Source organism: Oceanisphaera litoralis (assembly GCF_016907015.1).
Lineage (GTDB): Bacteria > Pseudomonadota > Gammaproteobacteria > Enterobacterales > Aeromonadaceae > Oceanimonas > Oceanimonas litoralis.
The window spans coordinates 51,481-66,615 of sequence record NZ_JAFBBE010000020.1; the positions used below are offsets into that span (position 1 = coordinate 51,481).

Consider the following 15,135-nt stretch of genomic DNA (forward strand, 5'->3'; position numbering starts at 1 on the left):
GCCCTTTTTGTGCGCTGCATTGTTAATTTATTCTTAAATAATCTAAATTTTACGCTAAATATAAAGATTTTAGTTGATAGCGCGAGCTTATTATTTTGCTTTGCGGTATTGGTTGGAGCCTGGTGACCCGAGTGGATGGCTAGGTCGTTTTGCTTACTGGCCGTTCCAGGCGGCGATCATGTCGCGTTCTTCATCGGTCATCCTGGTTATGTTACCCAGCGGCATGTATTTGCTGGCCACCACCTGCTTGACGTGATCGGCCTGCAGTGTTAGCTGCTCTTCCGAGTCCAGCACCACGCCCAGGGGGGCGGCGGCAAAGCCGGGCTGAGTCGGATTGACCGCATGGCACTGCACGCAGCGGTGTTCCATTATGGTCAGCACCTGGGCCGTGGTCACCTCGGGGGTGCTCTGCTCGGTACCCATGGTGCTCGCTTCACCGCCCCGAGACGGGGTTGCAGCGGGGGTTACCGTCTTGGGAGCGCCGGGGGCACCGAACCATGCCGCGATCAGGATCAGCACCACACCGGCGATGGGATAGCCGGGACGGATGTGACCGGCATGCATCAGCACGAAGTACTGACGGATCAGGGCGCCTGCAAAGATGAACAGGGTCATGATCACCCAGGACTGCGGGTGGGTATAGGTGAAGGAGTAATGGTTGCTCAGCATCAGCAATACCACGGGCAGGGTGAAGTAGGTGTTGTGTACAGAGCGCTGCTTACCACGCAAACCGTCAATCGGGTTCGGGGTTTCACCGGCCTGCATGGCGTTTACCATGCGGCGCTGGCCGGGAATGATCCAGAAGAAGACGTTGGCAGACATGGCGGTGGCCATGACGGAACCGGTCAGCAGAAAGGCGGCACGGCCAGAGAAGATATGGGTGCTCAGGTAAGCCACCACCACCATCATCACGGCCACGGCAATACTCAGAATACCATCACGGCTCATGTTGGGGCTGATGCGCTTGCACAGCTCGTTATACACAATCCAGCCCAGCAGCAGGAAGGCCAGGGCGGCAAGGTTGGCCTGCCAGCCAACCATGTTGGCGGCCCATTCCCAGGGGCTGTTGGCGTTAACCAGGTAGAAGCTCGGCTTGGTCAGATACAGCAGGGTGAAGAGACCAAAACCGGACAGCCAGGTGACATAAGACTTCCAGAAGGACCAGTGCAGCTTGTTCGGCAGTTTTTCCGGGTTGGTGGCGTATTTCTGGTTGTGGTAGAAGCCACCACCGTGTACCGCCCACATCTCACCGTAGACGCCTTTTTTACTGCACTCTTCGTCTTTCGGCGGTCTCAGACCCTTGTCGAGCATCACGAAGTAGATGGACTCACCCACCCAGGCGATGGCAGCGATGACGTGCAGCCATCTCAGCAACAAGTTACCAAATTCCAGCAGATACGCTTCCATGATGGGCTTACCCTCCCTGTTTCATCTCAGGTTAGCCTTCGGGAACCCTGTGCGCCTGAAATTGCGCGACCCTGGCCCGCAGCAAGCGATGCAGCGGCGCCGGGGAAAAATCGGCATCGAGCCGGTTCAGCACATGGGCCAGGCTTTCGAGGGTCGACAACGCCTGACCGCCGGGTCCCTTGCGGATGGCGTAGGCGCCGGCGGGCGCCCGGCTGAAGCTCAGGGCCGGCAGCTGTCGTAGCCAGGGATTGAGGTGCAGCAAGCGGCGGGTCTTGCGCCAGGTGCCGTCCAGTACGATCAAGCCGCCGATATCGGCCATCGGCAGCGCCACTCCGGCGCTATCCAGGTCCAGTGCCTGCTCCGATGGATACAGCAGCCACCAGCGTCCGCTGGCCGGTGGCGGCAGGGGAGCCAGGTGTTCGGTGATGGCCAGTTGCATGTCGGGTAATGCCAGCCGCAACAGGGGCACAGTGCTCTTGGCGTGTTTGGCTTCCAGCGGATGCTGCAGTATCAGCACGGGCAAGGGGCAGGGCTGGGGCGAAACATGCGCGCACAGGCAGGCGCTCTGGGGAAGGCTGCAGGCGTGGCAGTAAAATCGAGACATGATACGGCGGGCTTCATCGATGCAAAAGAGCATGATAACGGCAAGCCGCTCCGGGATGAAGACCGGTGCAAAAATCGTCATTTCGGGTGGGCTGAACGTAACTGTCGATTGAGGATCCGCCCCGGATCGGGGACAATGGCTGCCGTTTTATCTGTCGTTCCCCGAGCGAAGCGCCGACCGTTGCCCTTTGCTCCTTCACCAAAGTAGAAGAAAGCCGACCATGTCATCACCGCAATTCCAGCAGGAAGTCGCCAAGCGCCGCACTTTTGCCATTATCTCGCATCCGGATGCGGGTAAGACCACCATTACCGAAAAGGTGCTGTTGCACGGGCAGGCCATTCAGACCGCCGGCACCGTCAAGGGCCGGGGTTCCAACCAGCATGCCAAGTCCGACTGGATGGAAATGGAAAAGGAACGGGGCATCTCGGTCACCACCTCCGTGATGCAGTTCCCCTACAATAACTGCCTGATCAACCTGCTCGACACCCCGGGGCATGAAGACTTCTCGGAAGATACCTACCGTACCCTGACGGCGGTGGACTCCTGCCTGATGGTGATCGACGGCGGTAAGGGGGTAGAAGACAGAACCCGCAAGCTGATGGAAGTGACCCGGCTGCGCGATACCCCCATCGTCACCTTCGTCAACAAGCTCGACCGGGATATTCGCGATCCCATGGAACTGCTGGACGAAGTCGAGACCGAGCTGAACATGATGTGCGCGCCCATCACCTGGCCCATCGGCAGTGGCAAGTGGTTCAAGGGGGTGTATCACCTGCACCGTGATGAAGTGATCCTCTACCAGCCGGGTCAGGGCCATACCATACAGGATGTGAAGATCATCAAGGGGCTGGATAACCCGGCGCTGGATGAGGTGATGGATGAAAAAGAAATTGCCGACTTGCGTGAAGAGCTGGAACTGGTGCTGGGCGCCGCCACCGAATTCGATCACGAGCTGTTTCTCCGTGGCGAACTGACGCCGGTCTATTTTGGTACCGCCCTGGGCAACTTCGGTGTGGATCATGTGCTGGATGGTCTGAGCACCTGGGCGCCGGCGCCCATGCCGCGACCCACCCAGGAGCGTGAGGTGAACGCGAGCGAAGAGAAGTTCTCCGGTTTCGTGTTCAAAATTCAGGCCAACATGGACCCTCGCCACCGGGATCGCATCGCCTTCATGCGGATCGTGTCGGGCAAATACAGCCAGGGCATGAAGATGAAACACGTGCGTCTGGGCAAGACCATCAGTATTTCCGATGCGGTGACCTTCATGGCCGGCGATCGGGAGCGGGCGGAAGAAGCCTTCGCCGGTGATATCATCGGCCTGCATAACCACGGCACCATCCAGATTGGCGACACCTTCACCCAGGGGGAAGACATCAAGTTTTCCGGCATTCCCAACTTCGCCCCCGAGCTGTTCCGTCGCATTCGGCTGCGGGATCCGCTCAAGCAGAAGCAGCTGCTCAAGGGCCTGGTTCAGCTGTCGGAAGAAGGGGCGGTACAGCTGTTCCGTCCGCTGGACAACAACGATCTCATCGTCGGTGCCGTGGGTGTGCTGCAGTTTGAGGTGGTGGTGGCACGACTGAAGTCCGAATACAACGTGGACGCTCTCTACGAATCGGTCAACGTCTCTACCGCTCGCTGGGTATACTGTGATGACGCCAGAAAGCTGGACGAGTTCCGGCGCAAGGTGTCGAACAACCTGGCGCTGGATGGCGGTGACAACCTCAGCTACATAGCGCCGACCATGGTCAACCTGAACCTGGCCCAGGAACGTTACCCGGATATTCAGTTCAGCAAGACCCGCGAGCATTGATCACTTAGCTCCCGATAACAGCCCCGGCCACAGTGCCGGGGCTTTTTTATTTCTGAACTGCGGTATAACGGTTGTGAAGCGGCTATCGTCTGTGGTTCTGCTCCGGAATACACCTCGGTGATGGGGTATTCTTGATCTGAATCTGAACCGACTCTGGAATAGCCTCATGCACCTCACCGACAGCCACTGCCATTTCGACTTTGCCGCCTTCGATGACAACAGGCCCGCTCACTGGCGTCGGGCACAGGCCGTTGGCGTGCGCCGGCTGGTGATACCGGGGGTGGAAGAGGCCCGGTGGCCGGTATTGCCGAGGCTCTGTGCCTCGCTGCCCGGTGTTTACTATGCACTGGGTCTGCACCCCTGGTGGCTGGCCGATGCTTCTGCCGACTGGCACAAAAAACTGGCACAGGCGCTGGACCGTGCCGACGAGCGTTGTGTGGCCCTGGGCGAGATGGGGCTGGATGCCCATCTCGATCTGGCGCCGGGCGAACAGGAGGACGCGCTGAATGCCCAACTGCGGCTGGCCCGGGATCGATCGCTGCCGGTGATACTGCATAGCCACAAAACCCACGATCAACTGCTGAAATGGCTGCGGCGCACCCCGCCGGTGGGCGGCGTGCTGCACGGTTTTTCCGGCTCTTTGCAGCAGGCCGAGGCGTTCTGGAAGCTCGGCATTCACCTCGGCGTCGGCGGCACCATCACCTATCCAAGGGCCCATAAAACCCGGCAGGCCATCGCCGCCATGCCGGTAGAGGCGCTGGTGCTGGAAACCGATGCCCCGGATATGCCGCTGTGCGGCTTTCAGGGCCAGCCCAATCATCCGGCGCAACTGCCGCGGGTATTGAGCGCCCTGGCCGAATTGCGCCGGCAGGAAGAAACTACCCTCGCAGCGCAACTCGAACACAACGTATCCCGGCTGTACGGCTGGGTCTGAACCCGGGCCCAAGCCGCCTTTGTTCTGAACGCCATAATGTTATTGGTGTTTTCTCGATTATTACCGCCGGTTCCCTATTCTGTAGTCAATGAATTCGTATAAGCTAACTCGAATGAGACTGACTGCCGGGCTAGGTGTGCTGGAGCCGCCTGTCCTGGCTATCACGGAACGAGAAGGATAGAGATATGACCTTGATCATGAGCCTGGTGGGGATGGGGGTGCTGGTGCTTATTGCCATCCTGTTCTCGAACAATCGCGCGGCCATTCGCCTCAGAACCGTGGGCGGCGCCTTTGCTCTTCAGGCCGGGCTGGGGGCCCTGGTGCTGTATGTGCCGATAGGCAAGGAGATGCTGCAGTCTCTGTCGGCCGGCGTGACCCGGGTGATTTCCTACGCCAACGCCGGCATGGACTTTCTGTTTGGTGGCCTGGTGGGAGAGGCGGCCTTCAGCAGCGGCCTGGGCTTTATTTTTGCGCTGCGGGTGCTGCCGGTCATTATCTTCTTTTCTTCGCTTATCGCCGTGCTCTACCATCTCGGTATCATGCAATGGATTATCCGGATTCTGGGCGGCGCCTTGCAGCGGCTGCTGGGCACCTCGCGCACCGAATCGCTGTCGGCCACCGCCAATATCTTCGTGGGCCATACCGAGGCACCGCTGGTGGTGCGCCCCTTTATCGCCAACATGACCCACTCCGAGCTGTTTGCGGTGATGTGCGGCGGCCTGGCTTCGGTGGCCGGCTCTGTGCTGGCCGGTTATGCGGCCATAGGGGTACCGATGGAATACCTGATTGCCGCTTCCTTCATGGCGGCGCCGGGCGGCCTCTTGTTCGCCAAGTTGATCATGCCCGAAACCGAAAAGGTCGAGACCGATGAATTCGAGATCCCTGACGAAGCACTGAAAGCGGACAGGCCCGCCAATATCATCGATGCCGCCGCCATCGGTGCCGGCTCCGGTATGCAGCTGGCGATGAACGTGGGCGCCATGCTGCTCGCCTTTATCGGCCTGATTGCGCTGATCAACGGCCTGCTGGGCGGGATCGGCAGCTGGATGGGCATGGACAGCCTGAGCCTGGAGCTGCTGCTCGGCTGGTTATTCTCGCCGCTGGCCTTTCTGCTCGGCATCCCCTGGGAAGAAGCCATCATTGCCGGATCTTTCATCGGCCAGAAACTGGTGCTCAACGAATTCGTCGCCTATATCAACTTCGCCCCCTATCTCGGTAACGAACTGCTGGTGGAAGGCACCGGCCAGGCCATGTCCGAGCATACCAAGGCCATTATCTCCTTCGCCCTGTGCGGCTTTGCCAACCTGGCTTCGGTGGCCATTCTGCTGGGGGGGCTGGGCGGCATGGCGCCGGGTCGCCGACACGACATCGCCCGTTTCGGCCTCAAGGCGGTGCTGGCAGGCACCCTGTCCAACCTGATGTCCGCCACCATCGCCGGCTTTTTCCTGTCGTTGGCGGGAATGTAACCGGTTAACAGTGCAAACAACCGTCCCCGGATGACGGCAGGAGTGAACATGACCGACATCGCCTTGAAAACAGCCGCCCATCAGGCCCTGAGCCTGATGGACCTGACCAGCCTCAACGACGATGACACCGATGAAAAGGTGGTTGCCCTGTGCCGGCAGGCGGTGACCCCCTTCGGCACCGTCGCCGCCGTTTGTGTCTATGCGCGCTTTATTGCCGTGGCCCGTCAGGCTCTGCGCGAACTGGGGGCCGAAGAGAGGGTCAAGGTCGCTACCGTCATCAACTTTCCCCACGGCGATGACGATATCGACGGTGCCGCGCGGGCAACCCGCGCGGCGGTGGCGGCCGGGGCCGACGAGGTGGATCTGGTGTTTCCCTGGCGTGCTTTGCTTGCCGGTAACGAACAGGCGGGACTGGTGCTGGTACGGGCCTGCAAGGCCGCCTGTGGCGAGAGCACACTCAAGGTGATCATCGAAAGCGGCGAGCTGAAGACGTCCGGCGTGATCCGGCGTGCCGCCGAGCTTGCCATCGAGGGGGGCGCCGACTTTATCAAGACTTCCACCGGCAAGGTGGCGGTCAATGCCACCCTGGCGGCGGCCGAAGTGATGCTGAAGACCATTCGAGACTCGGGCAGGGAAGTCGGCTTCAAGGCTGCCGGCGGAATCGGTAACACCGAAGCAGCGCAAGACTATCTGCAACTGGCTGCCGATATCATGGGGCCGGACTGGATCAGCCCCCGGCACTTTCGCTTCGGAGCCTCCAGCCTGCTGAATAACCTGCTGCAAACCCTGGGCGCCGATGATGTAAACACGCAAGCGACCGGCTACTGAGCCGGTCTTGATAACGGTAGGCCGGATGTGAAGCCAGGCCGATGCAGACGTTTGATAACGAGATGTCACCAGGAGACAGAATGAAACGTGCAATGAAACGTGCAATAGTGCTGGTACTCGACTCCTTCGGCATCGGCGCCGCCGCCGATGCCGCCGCCTTCGGTGACGAAGGCGCCGATACCCTGGGCCATATCGCCGCCGCCTGTTACCGGGGCGAGGCCGCAGCGGCTGGTAACCCGGGCAGACAGGGACCCCTCAGCCTGCCCAACATGGCCCGGCTGGGTCTTTTTCATGCCCATGCGGACAGCACCGGCCGGGTGGCCGAGGGCGTAAGTCTGCCGAACGAGGTCGCAGGCAGCTACGGCTACGCGCAGGAACTGTCTTCCGGCAAGGACACCCCGTCCGGCCACTGGGAAATGGCCGGGGTGCCGGTGCTGTTCGACTGGGGCTACTTTCTCGAACCCGAGCACAGCTTTCCCCCCTCTTTGATCGAGGCGCTGCTCGAACAGGCGCAACTGCCCGGCATGCTGGGCAACTGCCATGCCTCGGGCACCAGCATCCTCGAACAACTGGGCGAAGCGCACATCAGCAGCGGCAAGCCCATCTGCTACACCTCGGCCGACTCCGTGTTTCAGATTGCCGCGCACGAAGAACACTTCGGCCTGGAGCGACTCTATCGGGTGTGTGAAATTGCCCGCGAGCTGCTGATGCCCTACAACATAGGCCGGGTGATTGCCCGGCCCTTTATCGGCGAAAGCGCCGCCGACTTCGCCCGTACCGGCAACCGGCGGGACTACAGCATAGCGCCGCCGGCCCCGACGGTGCTGCAGAAGCTGGTGGAGGAGAAACACGGCCAGGTGGTGTCCATCGGCAAGATAGCCGATATCTTCGCGCATTGCGGCATCACCCGGAAGATCAAGGCCACCGGCCTGGACGCCTTGTTCGATGCCACCCTGGCGGCGCTGGCTGAGGCCGGAGACAGGACCCTGATCATGACCAACTTCGTCGACTTCGACTCCAGCTTTGGCCATAGACGCAACGTCGCCGGCTATGCCGCCGAGCTGGAGGCCTTCGACCGCAGTTTGCCCGAGCTGCTGGCGCGACTAGAGCCCGATGATCTGCTGATCATGACGGCGGATCACGGTTGCGACCCCACCTGGCCGGGCACCGAACATACCCGCGAGTATGTGCCGGTGATCTGCCTCGGCGGCGGCCTCAGGCCCGGCTCCCTCGGCAGGCGTGACACCTTCGCCGACATCGGCCAGAGCCTGGCCCACTACTTCGGCACCAGCCCGATGGACTACGGCACCTCGTTTTTGTAATGCCTACCGGAGCAAACCCGTGGGCTGTTCACACCTAGAACAAAGGGAGCAGTCAATCTGCCCACATGCCTAGGCGCCAGTGTGAGCGTTGGGATTCGCTTCGCTCATCGCCAACCTACGGCCCTGTTCACACCAAGAACAAAGGGCTTTGTGCCTGCCAAGCAGAAACAGAAAAGGCGCCCGCAGGCGCCTTTGTCATTCTATGGCCGTCACGCTTACGCGTTGTCTTCCAGACCGACGATCAGCCAGGGCGCATTGTCCTGGGTCAGATCGCGTTCCAGATGCCATACCTCGCGGATGTCCTGCTCGACGGCTTCGCTGCTGTCGCGATAGCGACCGCTGAACTGGATGCTGACCTGGGCCTGATAAGAGGTGTGATCGGCACGTACCAGCTCGGCATCCACAAACATTACCTCGGTGTGCTGGTCACCGGTCAGCGTGGCGCGTTGCTGGCTCAGCTCGGCAAACAGCTCGGGGGAGACGTATTCGCGGATCTTCTCCAGATCGTTCTGGTTCCAGGCTTGCTGCAGGGTGCGGTAGTGCTCGCGAGAGCCCTGTAAAAAGGCCTGCATGTCGAAGCCCGGGGGCAGGTCGAAGGGCACATCGCTGGGCGCGAAGCCGGAAGCGGCGTTGTTACTTGTTGTAGCAGACTGACCGGCAGCGGACTGACCGGGAGCATTAAACGGCTTGGGTGCTTCAAACTGCTGAGGGCCGTTGTAGGCCGCTCTGGGGGCCGGCGTCTTGTTCTTGCGCAGGGCCTTGAACACCATGAAGCCGGCAAAGGCCAGGCCCGCTATCATCAGGAAGTCCATGATCTGGAAGCCTTCGAAGGCGCCGGAGCCCATCAGCCAGGCCAGCATGCCGCCGGCCAGCAGGCCGCCGAGCAAGCCGCCCATCAGACCGGATTTTTTCGGCTGCTGGGTCTGGCCGGCGGTGTTTTTACCGGCGGTTTGCTGCTGGGCAGCCGGCTGGCTGGGGGCGGTTTTGAAGGATTTGCCGGCAGAACGGCTGCCGCCGCCCATTTTACGGGCCTCGGCATCAAAGGCGGTGGCGGTGAGGCCGACCGCGAAAATCAGGGTAAAGAGGGCAAGAAATTTACGCATTATCGCTTCCTTGGGTGACAGACTAGCCACATCCTAAAGCAGCGACATGTTATGTCAACTGGTGATTAAGCAAGCCAGAGTCCGCCTGACGTGGCGAACCGCAACAGGGGAGGTGGCGCCGGTCATTTCGGGGCCATGACGCAGTACGGCAGAGACATGACATCGACCTGGTATCGAGATTGCGTGGCGATTGCCGAGCGCAGAGACAAGAATGGGCCTTTCGGAGCCGATGAAAAATCCTGATAATAGCCCTTTGCCGAATCAGAGATAGAACCGATGAGCGAGAAAACCGTCACCAAAGCCGATAAGGCCGTTGCCCAGCTGAAGATGGCGCCTCATTCCTTTGAGGCGGAACAGTCCGTATTGGGCGGACTGCTGCTGGATAACAACGCCTGGGATCGGGTGGCGGAAAAGGTCTCGGAGCCGGACTTTTACAGTCGGCCGCACCGGCTTATTTTTCAGGCCATGCAGCGCCTGAGTCAGCTCAGTAACCCCATCGACTTGATCACGGTGCAGGAAGAGCTGGAACGACACGAGTCGCTGGATACGGTGGGCGGCTTCTCTTATCTGGTGGAAATAGCCAAGAATACCCCCAGCGCCGCCAACATTGGTGCCTATGCCGACATAGTGCGCGAGCGGGCCGTGGTACGGGAAATGATCTCGGTGGCCAACGAAATTGCCGAGGCCGGCTTCGATCCCCAGGGGCGTAACTCCACCGCGCTGCTGGATCTGGCCGAAACCAAGGTGTTCAAGATTGCCGAAAGCCGGACCAACGCCAACGAGGGCCCCCAACCGCTGCGGGTGTTGCTGGAAAAGACCATAGATCGCATCGAAGAGCTGTATAAAAATCCTCACCAGGGCATTACCGGCGTGTCTTCCGGCTACTCGGATTTGGATAAAAAAACTGCGGGCTTCCAGTCTTCGGACCTGATTATAGTGGCAGCTCGACCTTCTATGGGTAAAACGACTTTTGCAATGAACCTTTGCGAGCACGCTGCACTGACAAGTGACAAACCGGTGCTGATATTCTCCTTGGAAATGCCATCTGAGCAGATTATTATGCGGATGCTTGCTTCCCTGGGACGTATCGATCAAACCCGCATACGTACCGGGCAGCTGGATGATGAAGACTGGGCTCGCTTGTCTTCGACCATGGGCATGCTGCTGGAAAAAGGTCAGCTCTATATCGACGACTCCTCCGGCCTGACACCCACCGAAGTGCGCTCCCGCGCCCGGCGCGTGGCGCGAGAACACGGCGGCATCAGCATGATCATGATCGATTACCTGCAATTGATGACGGTGCCCAGTCTGTCCGATAACCGGACGCTGGAAATTGCCGAAATCTCCCGCTCGCTCAAGGCGCTGGCCAAGGAGCTGAAGGTGCCGGTGATCGCGCTGTCCCAGCTTAACCGAAGCCTGGAGCAGCGGGCCGACAAGCGGCCGGTCAACTCGGATCTGCGGGAATCCGGCTCTATCGAGCAGGATGCCGACTTGATCATGTTTATCTACCGGGACGAGGTCTATCACGACGACAGCCCGGAAAAAGGTATCGCCGAAATCATCATCGGCAAGCAACGGAACGGACCCATAGGCAAGGTTCGGCTGACGTTTCAGGGGCAGTTTTCCCGCTTCGATAACTATGCCGGGCCGGATTTCGATGATGACTATTAAGGAGCAGAGATGGATGCACACGGGGCGGTGGCCCGCATCAGTCTGGAAGCCATTCGGCATAACCTGCAGGTAGCCCGGCAGCTGGCCCCTACGGCCAGGGCCATGGCGGTGGTGAAAGCCAATGCCTATGGCCACGGCGATCTGACGGTGGCGGCGGCCCTCAAGGACGACGCCGACCTGTTTGCGGTGGCCCGGTTTGAAGAAGCACAAAAACTGCGTGCCGGCGGCATTCGCCAGCCGATACTGCTGCTGGAAGGGTTTTTCAACCGGGCCCAGCTTGAATTCTCCGCACTTAATAATTTCCACCTCTGTATTCACCAGTTTGCCCAGCTCGAGGCACTGGAGCAGACGCCGCTGGCGGCACCGGTGACGGTGTGGGTGAAAATAGACTCGGGCATGCACAGGGTCGGTTTTGCTCCCGAGCAGGCCGACGAGGTCTTTGCCCGGCTGGCCGCCCTCGCTCAGGTGGTGCAGCCGGTGAATGCCATGACCCATTTCGCCCGGGCCGACGAGCCCGAGCAGCAGGCGGTAACCGAGGCGCAGATTGCCCGCTTCAAGCAGGTGACCGCCGGCAAGGTCAAGCATACGGCCCTGTGCAACTCAGCCGGCGTGATCGCCTTTCCCGATGCCCACGCCGATTATATCCGCCCCGGTATCATGCTGTATGGCATCACGCCGTTCGGCGACCGGCAGGGCACCGATTTCGGCCTGCGTCCGGCCATGAACTTCACCACCAGCCTGATTGCGGTGCGCGAGCACAAGGCCGGCGAGCCGGTCGGTTATGCCGGCTCCTGGGTCAGCCCGAGGGATACCCGCATCGGCGTCATTGCCGTCGGTTACGGTGACGGCTATCCGCGCATGGCCCCATCCGGTACACCTGTGTTGGTCAATGGTCGTCGGGTCACCCTGGCGGGTCGGGTATCGATGGACATGGCCACGGTCGATCTGGGGCCGGATGCCACCGAGCAGGTGGGGGACGAGGTGCTGCTGTGGGGCGAAGGCCTGGCGGCGGAAGAAGTGGCCCGGCATGTGGGGACCATCGCCTACGAGCTGGTCACCCGCATGACGGCACGGCCCCGACTCGAATACATCGACTAAGCGGCGGCAGACGTAAACAGGCCGGGCCTCTGAGCTATGCAGCTAGAGGCCCGGCCTTTTTTGTCTCTACTCGTTTTTTACCCGATTTACTTTGAAGGCTTGGCGCCGCGGTGATGAATAAACTCGCCCTTGGCCGGGTTCCACTTCATATAGTACCAGGGGGTATCGGTCTGCCAGACCGGAAAGGTAATTTCAACCTGATTGTCTTCGTAGCGGTAGAGCGAGGTATTCAGGTTAACCTCACTCGCCAGCAAAAAAGCGACCAGCAAAACTAAAAACCATTTGAGCAGTGTGCCCATCGTGCATCCTTGTCGAGATGGAGTGAATTAACTATATCAGCAGTTATCAGCAGTTTGCAGGTTTTTCCGCCTGACATTGGCGGCAGCGACCATGGGCTTCGATGGACTGGCTGGTGATGGCGAAGCCGTGCAGTTGTGCCTGTTGCTCGAACGCATTATTGATGGCCTCGTCGTGCAGCTCTATGACCTGGCCGCACTGGGTGCAGATCAGCAGTTGCATGGGGTGATGCTCGGCAAAGTGATCGCAGAACAGAAAGGCGTTCAGCGACTCCACCTTGTGTACAAACCCCTGAGCGAGCAAAAAATCCAGCGCCCGATACACGGTGGGCGGCTTGGCGTTGGGTTCCAGCTCCTTGAGCCGGTCCAGCAGATCATAGGCGCTGACCGCACCTTTGTGCCCGGCCATCAGGGTAAACACATGGCGGCGGGTGGGAGTAAAACGCACGCCGCGCTGCTGGCATAATTGCTCGGCACGCTCAAGCTGATGTTGGATGGACATAAATGATGATGTTCCTCAATGGCTTCTGGTCGCATATTAACACAGCCGGATCTTCCTTCCTCCGATCAAGGTTGGGTCTGTGCACCAGCTTGGGTATAATGCGCGGCCCTGTGTTCAAAAAGTCATCACTTACATGAGTCATTATCCCAGCGCCCGCTTTTCCGTTGCCCCCATGTTGGACTGGACGGACCGTCACTGCCGTTATTTCCATCGTCTGCTTAGCCGTCATGCCCAGCTGTACACCGAAATGGTGACCACGGGTGCCATATTGCACGGCAAGGGTGATTATCTGGCCTTCAGTCAGCAGGAGCACCCGCTGGTGCTGCAACTGGGCGGTAGTGATCCGGTGGCGCTGGCCCGCTGTGCCACGCTTGCCGAACAGCGCGGTTATGACGAAATCAACCTCAACGTGGGCTGCCCCTCGGATCGGGTGCAAAACGGCATGTTCGGTGCCTGCCTGATGGCCGAGCCCCGGCGGGTGGCCGATAGCGTGGCCGCCATGAAGGCGGCGGTGGCCATACCGGTAACGGTGAAAACCCGTATCGGCATCGATGAGCAGGACAGCTACGCGTTTCTCTGCACCCTGGTGGACGGACTGGTGGACGCCGGGGTCGATGCCCTGGTGGTGCACGCCCGCAAGGCCTGGCTCAAGGGCCTGAGCCCGAAGGAAAACCGCGAAATTCCGCCGCTCGATTACGAGCGAGTGTACCGGCTCAAGCGTGATTATCCGGGGCTGACCATAGCGGTGAACGGTGGCATCAAGACCCTGGATGAGGCAACACGGCATCTGGCGCAGCTGGATGGGGTCATGCTGGGGCGCGAGGCCTATCAGAATCCCTATCTGCTGGCGCAGGTGGATGCCCGGCTGTTTGGTGATGAACGCGAGGTGCCCAGCCGCCATCAGGTGGTGCGCAACCTGCTGCCCTATATAGAGCAGGAACTGAGCCGGGGCACCTATCTCGGCAGTATCACCCGTCACACCCTGGGCATATTTCAGGGATTGCCGGGCGCCCGCGCCTGGCGGCGTCACCTGAGCGAAAATGCCCACAAGGCCGGTGCCGGCATCGAGGTAGTGGAGGCGGCCATGGCCAAGGTGCCGGAGTCGGTACCCGAGGCGGAGCTTGACTGCAGTTAAGGGCTTCTTGGCTGATCATCACACTTAAGTAGTGCCGTATAACAGAAGTGGTTCGGTCGTCATTCCCACGAAGGTGGGAATCCAGGGCTTGTAGCGCAGAACGTTCAGATTGCGAGTCGCCTGCAAAATACTGGACCCCCGCCTTCGCGAGGGTGACGAGAAAGGCAAACCAGCCCCAGAATCCACATCAGTTATGGGATATTACTTAAGTAATCAGGCATAACTTATGTGGAAATCACTCCCAACCCCCTTGAGCAGAGTTGATACTTCATTTACTAACTCGTCTTTGCTCCAGGAAGTGAAGCTGCGCCAGTGATATTTCGCTTGTTTCCACAAGATTTCGATCAGATTTAATTCCGGGCTGTATGGCGGTAGATAAAGCAGCACAAACTGATGCTCATACAGCCATTTCTCCCGTATCGAGGGGGCGATAAAATGATGGATGGAGGGTAAGCGGCTAATTAACCCCATCTTCCCGCGCTAACGTCGTTGCGGCACGCTACTCCTCTCAACAAGAGGAATGGCAATGACCCCACAGCAAAAACGTCAGTACTGGCAAGCCCAGTTGCAAACCCAGGCAGACAGTGGCCTCAGCAAAGCCGCATTCTGCCAGCGCGAGGGACTCCGTCCGTCAACCTTTTACTATTGGGCCGGTAAACTCAAGGCGCCTGATACTGCTCGGCATCACACTATCCATCCGGTGCGGCTGTCTGAGCCGCATTACCAGGCACATCACCTGACCTTGACCCTGCCCAACGGCTGCCAGTTGGCGTTTCCGGCCGCGCTGGAACCCGATACCCTGCAACGTTTCGTGGCCGCCTTGCGATGACTCCACGCGGCGACATCTATCTGGTGGCCGGCGCAACCGATATGCGCAAGTCGATCGACGGCCTGGCATTGATTGTCAGCGATGTGCTTGAACTCAACCCGCTGAGCGAGGCCTGGTTTATCTTCTGTAA

The 15,135-nt window shown here is 59.9% G+C and carries 16 protein-coding genes; 10 read left to right on the forward strand and 6 right to left on the reverse strand.

The window, feature by feature from the left end; translation table 11 throughout:
• Positions 1 to 153: 153 nt before the first annotated feature.
• Positions 154 to 1,407, reverse strand: a complete 1,254-nt coding sequence (locus HNR62_RS12720) for a urate hydroxylase PuuD (RefSeq protein WP_204796466.1) — start codon at positions 1,405 to 1,407, stop codon at positions 154 to 156.
• Positions 1,408 to 1,438: 31 nt separating this feature from the next.
• Positions 1,439 to 2,011: a tRNA-uridine aminocarboxypropyltransferase gene (locus tag HNR62_RS12725; RefSeq protein ID WP_204796467.1), complete on the reverse strand. Its 573-nt coding sequence runs from the start codon at positions 2,009 to 2,011 to the stop codon at positions 1,439 to 1,441.
• A 220-nt stretch (positions 2,012 to 2,231) separates the two neighbouring features.
• Here HNR62_RS12725 and prfC point away from each other — a divergent pair, with 220 nt between their 5' ends.
• The 5 genes from prfC (at position 2,232) to HNR62_RS12750 (ending at position 8,371) form a co-directional block, all read left to right on the forward strand.
• Positions 2,232 to 3,821, forward strand: coding sequence for a peptide chain release factor 3 (prfC, locus tag HNR62_RS12730; RefSeq protein WP_204796468.1), 1,590 nt, complete (start codon positions 2,232 to 2,234; stop codon positions 3,819 to 3,821).
• A gap of 166 nt (positions 3,822 to 3,987) precedes the next feature.
• On the forward strand, positions 3,988 to 4,755 hold the full coding sequence (locus HNR62_RS12735) for a TatD family hydrolase (protein WP_204796469.1): 768 nt from the start codon (positions 3,988 to 3,990) through the stop codon (positions 4,753 to 4,755).
• A gap of 185 nt (positions 4,756 to 4,940) precedes the next feature.
• Positions 4,941 to 6,221 (forward strand): NupC/NupG family nucleoside CNT transporter, encoded by a 1,281-nt coding sequence (locus HNR62_RS12740; RefSeq protein WP_204796470.1) that lies wholly within the window; start codon positions 4,941 to 4,943, stop codon positions 6,219 to 6,221.
• Positions 6,222 to 6,269: 48 nt separating this feature from the next.
• On the forward strand, positions 6,270 to 7,049 hold the full coding sequence (deoC, locus tag HNR62_RS12745) for a deoxyribose-phosphate aldolase (RefSeq protein WP_204796471.1): 780 nt from the start codon (positions 6,270 to 6,272) through the stop codon (positions 7,047 to 7,049).
• A gap of 92 nt (positions 7,050 to 7,141) precedes the next feature.
• Positions 7,142 to 8,371: a phosphopentomutase gene (locus tag HNR62_RS12750; RefSeq protein WP_204796472.1), complete on the forward strand. Its 1,230-nt coding sequence runs from the start codon at positions 7,142 to 7,144 to the stop codon at positions 8,369 to 8,371.
• 215 nt (positions 8,372 to 8,586) lie between these two features.
• Here the strand turns inward: HNR62_RS12750 and HNR62_RS12755 are convergent, their stop codons facing one another.
• Positions 8,587 to 9,474 carry a Tim44 domain-containing protein gene (locus HNR62_RS12755; RefSeq protein WP_204796473.1) on the reverse strand — a complete coding sequence of 296 codons (888 nt, stop codon included), beginning with the start codon at positions 9,472 to 9,474 and terminating at the stop codon, positions 8,587 to 8,589.
• A gap of 276 nt (positions 9,475 to 9,750) precedes the next feature.
• Between HNR62_RS12755 and dnaB the strand changes: the two genes are divergently transcribed.
• Both dnaB and alr read left to right on the forward strand, forming a co-directional pair.
• Positions 9,751 to 11,145 (forward strand): replicative DNA helicase, encoded by a 1,395-nt coding sequence (gene dnaB, locus HNR62_RS12760; RefSeq protein WP_204796474.1) that lies wholly within the window; start codon positions 9,751 to 9,753, stop codon positions 11,143 to 11,145.
• Positions 11,146 to 11,154: 9 nt separating this feature from the next.
• Positions 11,155 to 12,243, forward strand: coding sequence for an alanine racemase (alr, locus tag HNR62_RS12765; RefSeq protein WP_204796475.1), 1,089 nt, complete (start codon positions 11,155 to 11,157; stop codon positions 12,241 to 12,243).
• A gap of 86 nt (positions 12,244 to 12,329) precedes the next feature.
• On the opposite strand, the gene HNR62_RS12770 is transcribed toward alr, so the two are convergent.
• Positions 12,330 to 12,542, reverse strand: coding sequence for a hypothetical protein (locus tag HNR62_RS12770; RefSeq protein ID WP_204796476.1), 213 nt, complete (start codon positions 12,540 to 12,542; stop codon positions 12,330 to 12,332).
• Positions 12,543 to 12,588: 46 nt separating this feature from the next.
• Positions 12,589 to 13,041: a zinc uptake transcriptional repressor Zur gene (zur, locus tag HNR62_RS12775; RefSeq protein WP_204796477.1), complete on the reverse strand. Its 453-nt coding sequence runs from the start codon at positions 13,039 to 13,041 to the stop codon at positions 12,589 to 12,591.
• Between the two features lie 133 nt (positions 13,042 to 13,174).
• On the opposite strand from zur, the gene dusA reads away from it, so the two are divergent.
• The gene (dusA, locus tag HNR62_RS12780) at positions 13,175 to 14,176 is read left to right on the forward strand and encodes a tRNA dihydrouridine(20/20a) synthase DusA (RefSeq protein ID WP_204796478.1); all 1,002 of its coding nucleotides are present in this window, start codon (positions 13,175 to 13,177) and stop codon (positions 14,174 to 14,176) included.
• A gap of 213 nt (positions 14,177 to 14,389) precedes the next feature.
• Here dusA and HNR62_RS16335 read toward each other — a convergent pair whose 3' ends face one another.
• The gene (locus tag HNR62_RS16335; protein WP_204796479.1) at positions 14,390 to 14,647 is read right to left on the reverse strand and encodes a transposase; all 258 of its coding nucleotides are present in this window, start codon (positions 14,645 to 14,647) and stop codon (positions 14,390 to 14,392) included.
• 55 nt (positions 14,648 to 14,702) lie between these two features.
• Here HNR62_RS16335 and tnpA point away from each other — a divergent pair, with 55 nt between their 5' ends.
• Positions 14,703 to 15,005, forward strand: coding sequence for an IS66 family insertion sequence element accessory protein TnpA (gene tnpA / locus HNR62_RS12790; protein WP_204796480.1), 303 nt, complete (start codon positions 14,703 to 14,705; stop codon positions 15,003 to 15,005).
• The coding region (gene tnpB / locus HNR62_RS16465) for an IS66 family insertion sequence element accessory protein TnpB (protein WP_204796487.1) at positions 15,002 to 15,135 on the forward strand (134 nt) is incomplete at its 3' end. The genes tnpA and tnpB, both read left to right, overlap by 4 nt.

Excerpts from the sequence above, each read along its gene's own strand:
- dusA (WP_204796478.1), top strand. The coding sequence starts at position 13,175 with ATGAGTCATTATCCCAGCGCCCGCTTTTCCGTTGCCCCCATGTTGGAC.
- zur (WP_204796477.1), bottom strand. The coding sequence starts at position 13,041 with ATGTCCATCCAACATCAGCTTGAGCGTGCCGAGCAATTATGCCAGCAG.
- HNR62_RS12750 (WP_204796472.1), top strand. The coding sequence starts at position 7,142 with ATGAAACGTGCAATAGTGCTGGTACTCGACTCCTTCGGCATCGGCGCC.
- HNR62_RS12720 (WP_204796466.1), bottom strand. The coding sequence starts at position 1,407 with ATGGAAGCGTATCTGCTGGAATTTGGTAACTTGTTGCTGAGATGGCTG.
- HNR62_RS12755 (WP_204796473.1), bottom strand. The coding sequence starts at position 9,474 with ATGCGTAAATTTCTTGCCCTCTTTACCCTGATTTTCGCGGTCGGCCTC.
- dnaB (WP_204796474.1), top strand. The coding sequence starts at position 9,751 with ATGAGCGAGAAAACCGTCACCAAAGCCGATAAGGCCGTTGCCCAGCTG.
- HNR62_RS12770 (WP_204796476.1), bottom strand. The coding sequence starts at position 12,542 with ATGGGCACACTGCTCAAATGGTTTTTAGTTTTGCTGGTCGCTTTTTTG.
- tnpA (WP_204796480.1), top strand. The coding sequence starts at position 14,703 with ATGACCCCACAGCAAAAACGTCAGTACTGGCAAGCCCAGTTGCAAACC.
- alr (WP_204796475.1), top strand. The coding sequence starts at position 11,155 with ATGGATGCACACGGGGCGGTGGCCCGCATCAGTCTGGAAGCCATTCGG.
- HNR62_RS12740 (WP_204796470.1), top strand. The coding sequence starts at position 4,941 with ATGACCTTGATCATGAGCCTGGTGGGGATGGGGGTGCTGGTGCTTATT.
- prfC (WP_204796468.1), top strand. The coding sequence starts at position 2,232 with ATGTCATCACCGCAATTCCAGCAGGAAGTCGCCAAGCGCCGCACTTTT.
- deoC (WP_204796471.1), top strand. The coding sequence starts at position 6,270 with ATGACCGACATCGCCTTGAAAACAGCCGCCCATCAGGCCCTGAGCCTG.
- HNR62_RS12735 (WP_204796469.1), top strand. The coding sequence starts at position 3,988 with ATGCACCTCACCGACAGCCACTGCCATTTCGACTTTGCCGCCTTCGAT.
- HNR62_RS12725 (WP_204796467.1), bottom strand. The coding sequence starts at position 2,011 with ATGTCTCGATTTTACTGCCACGCCTGCAGCCTTCCCCAGAGCGCCTGC.
- HNR62_RS16335 (WP_204796479.1), bottom strand. The coding sequence starts at position 14,647 with ATGGGGTTAATTAGCCGCTTACCCTCCATCCATCATTTTATCGCCCCC.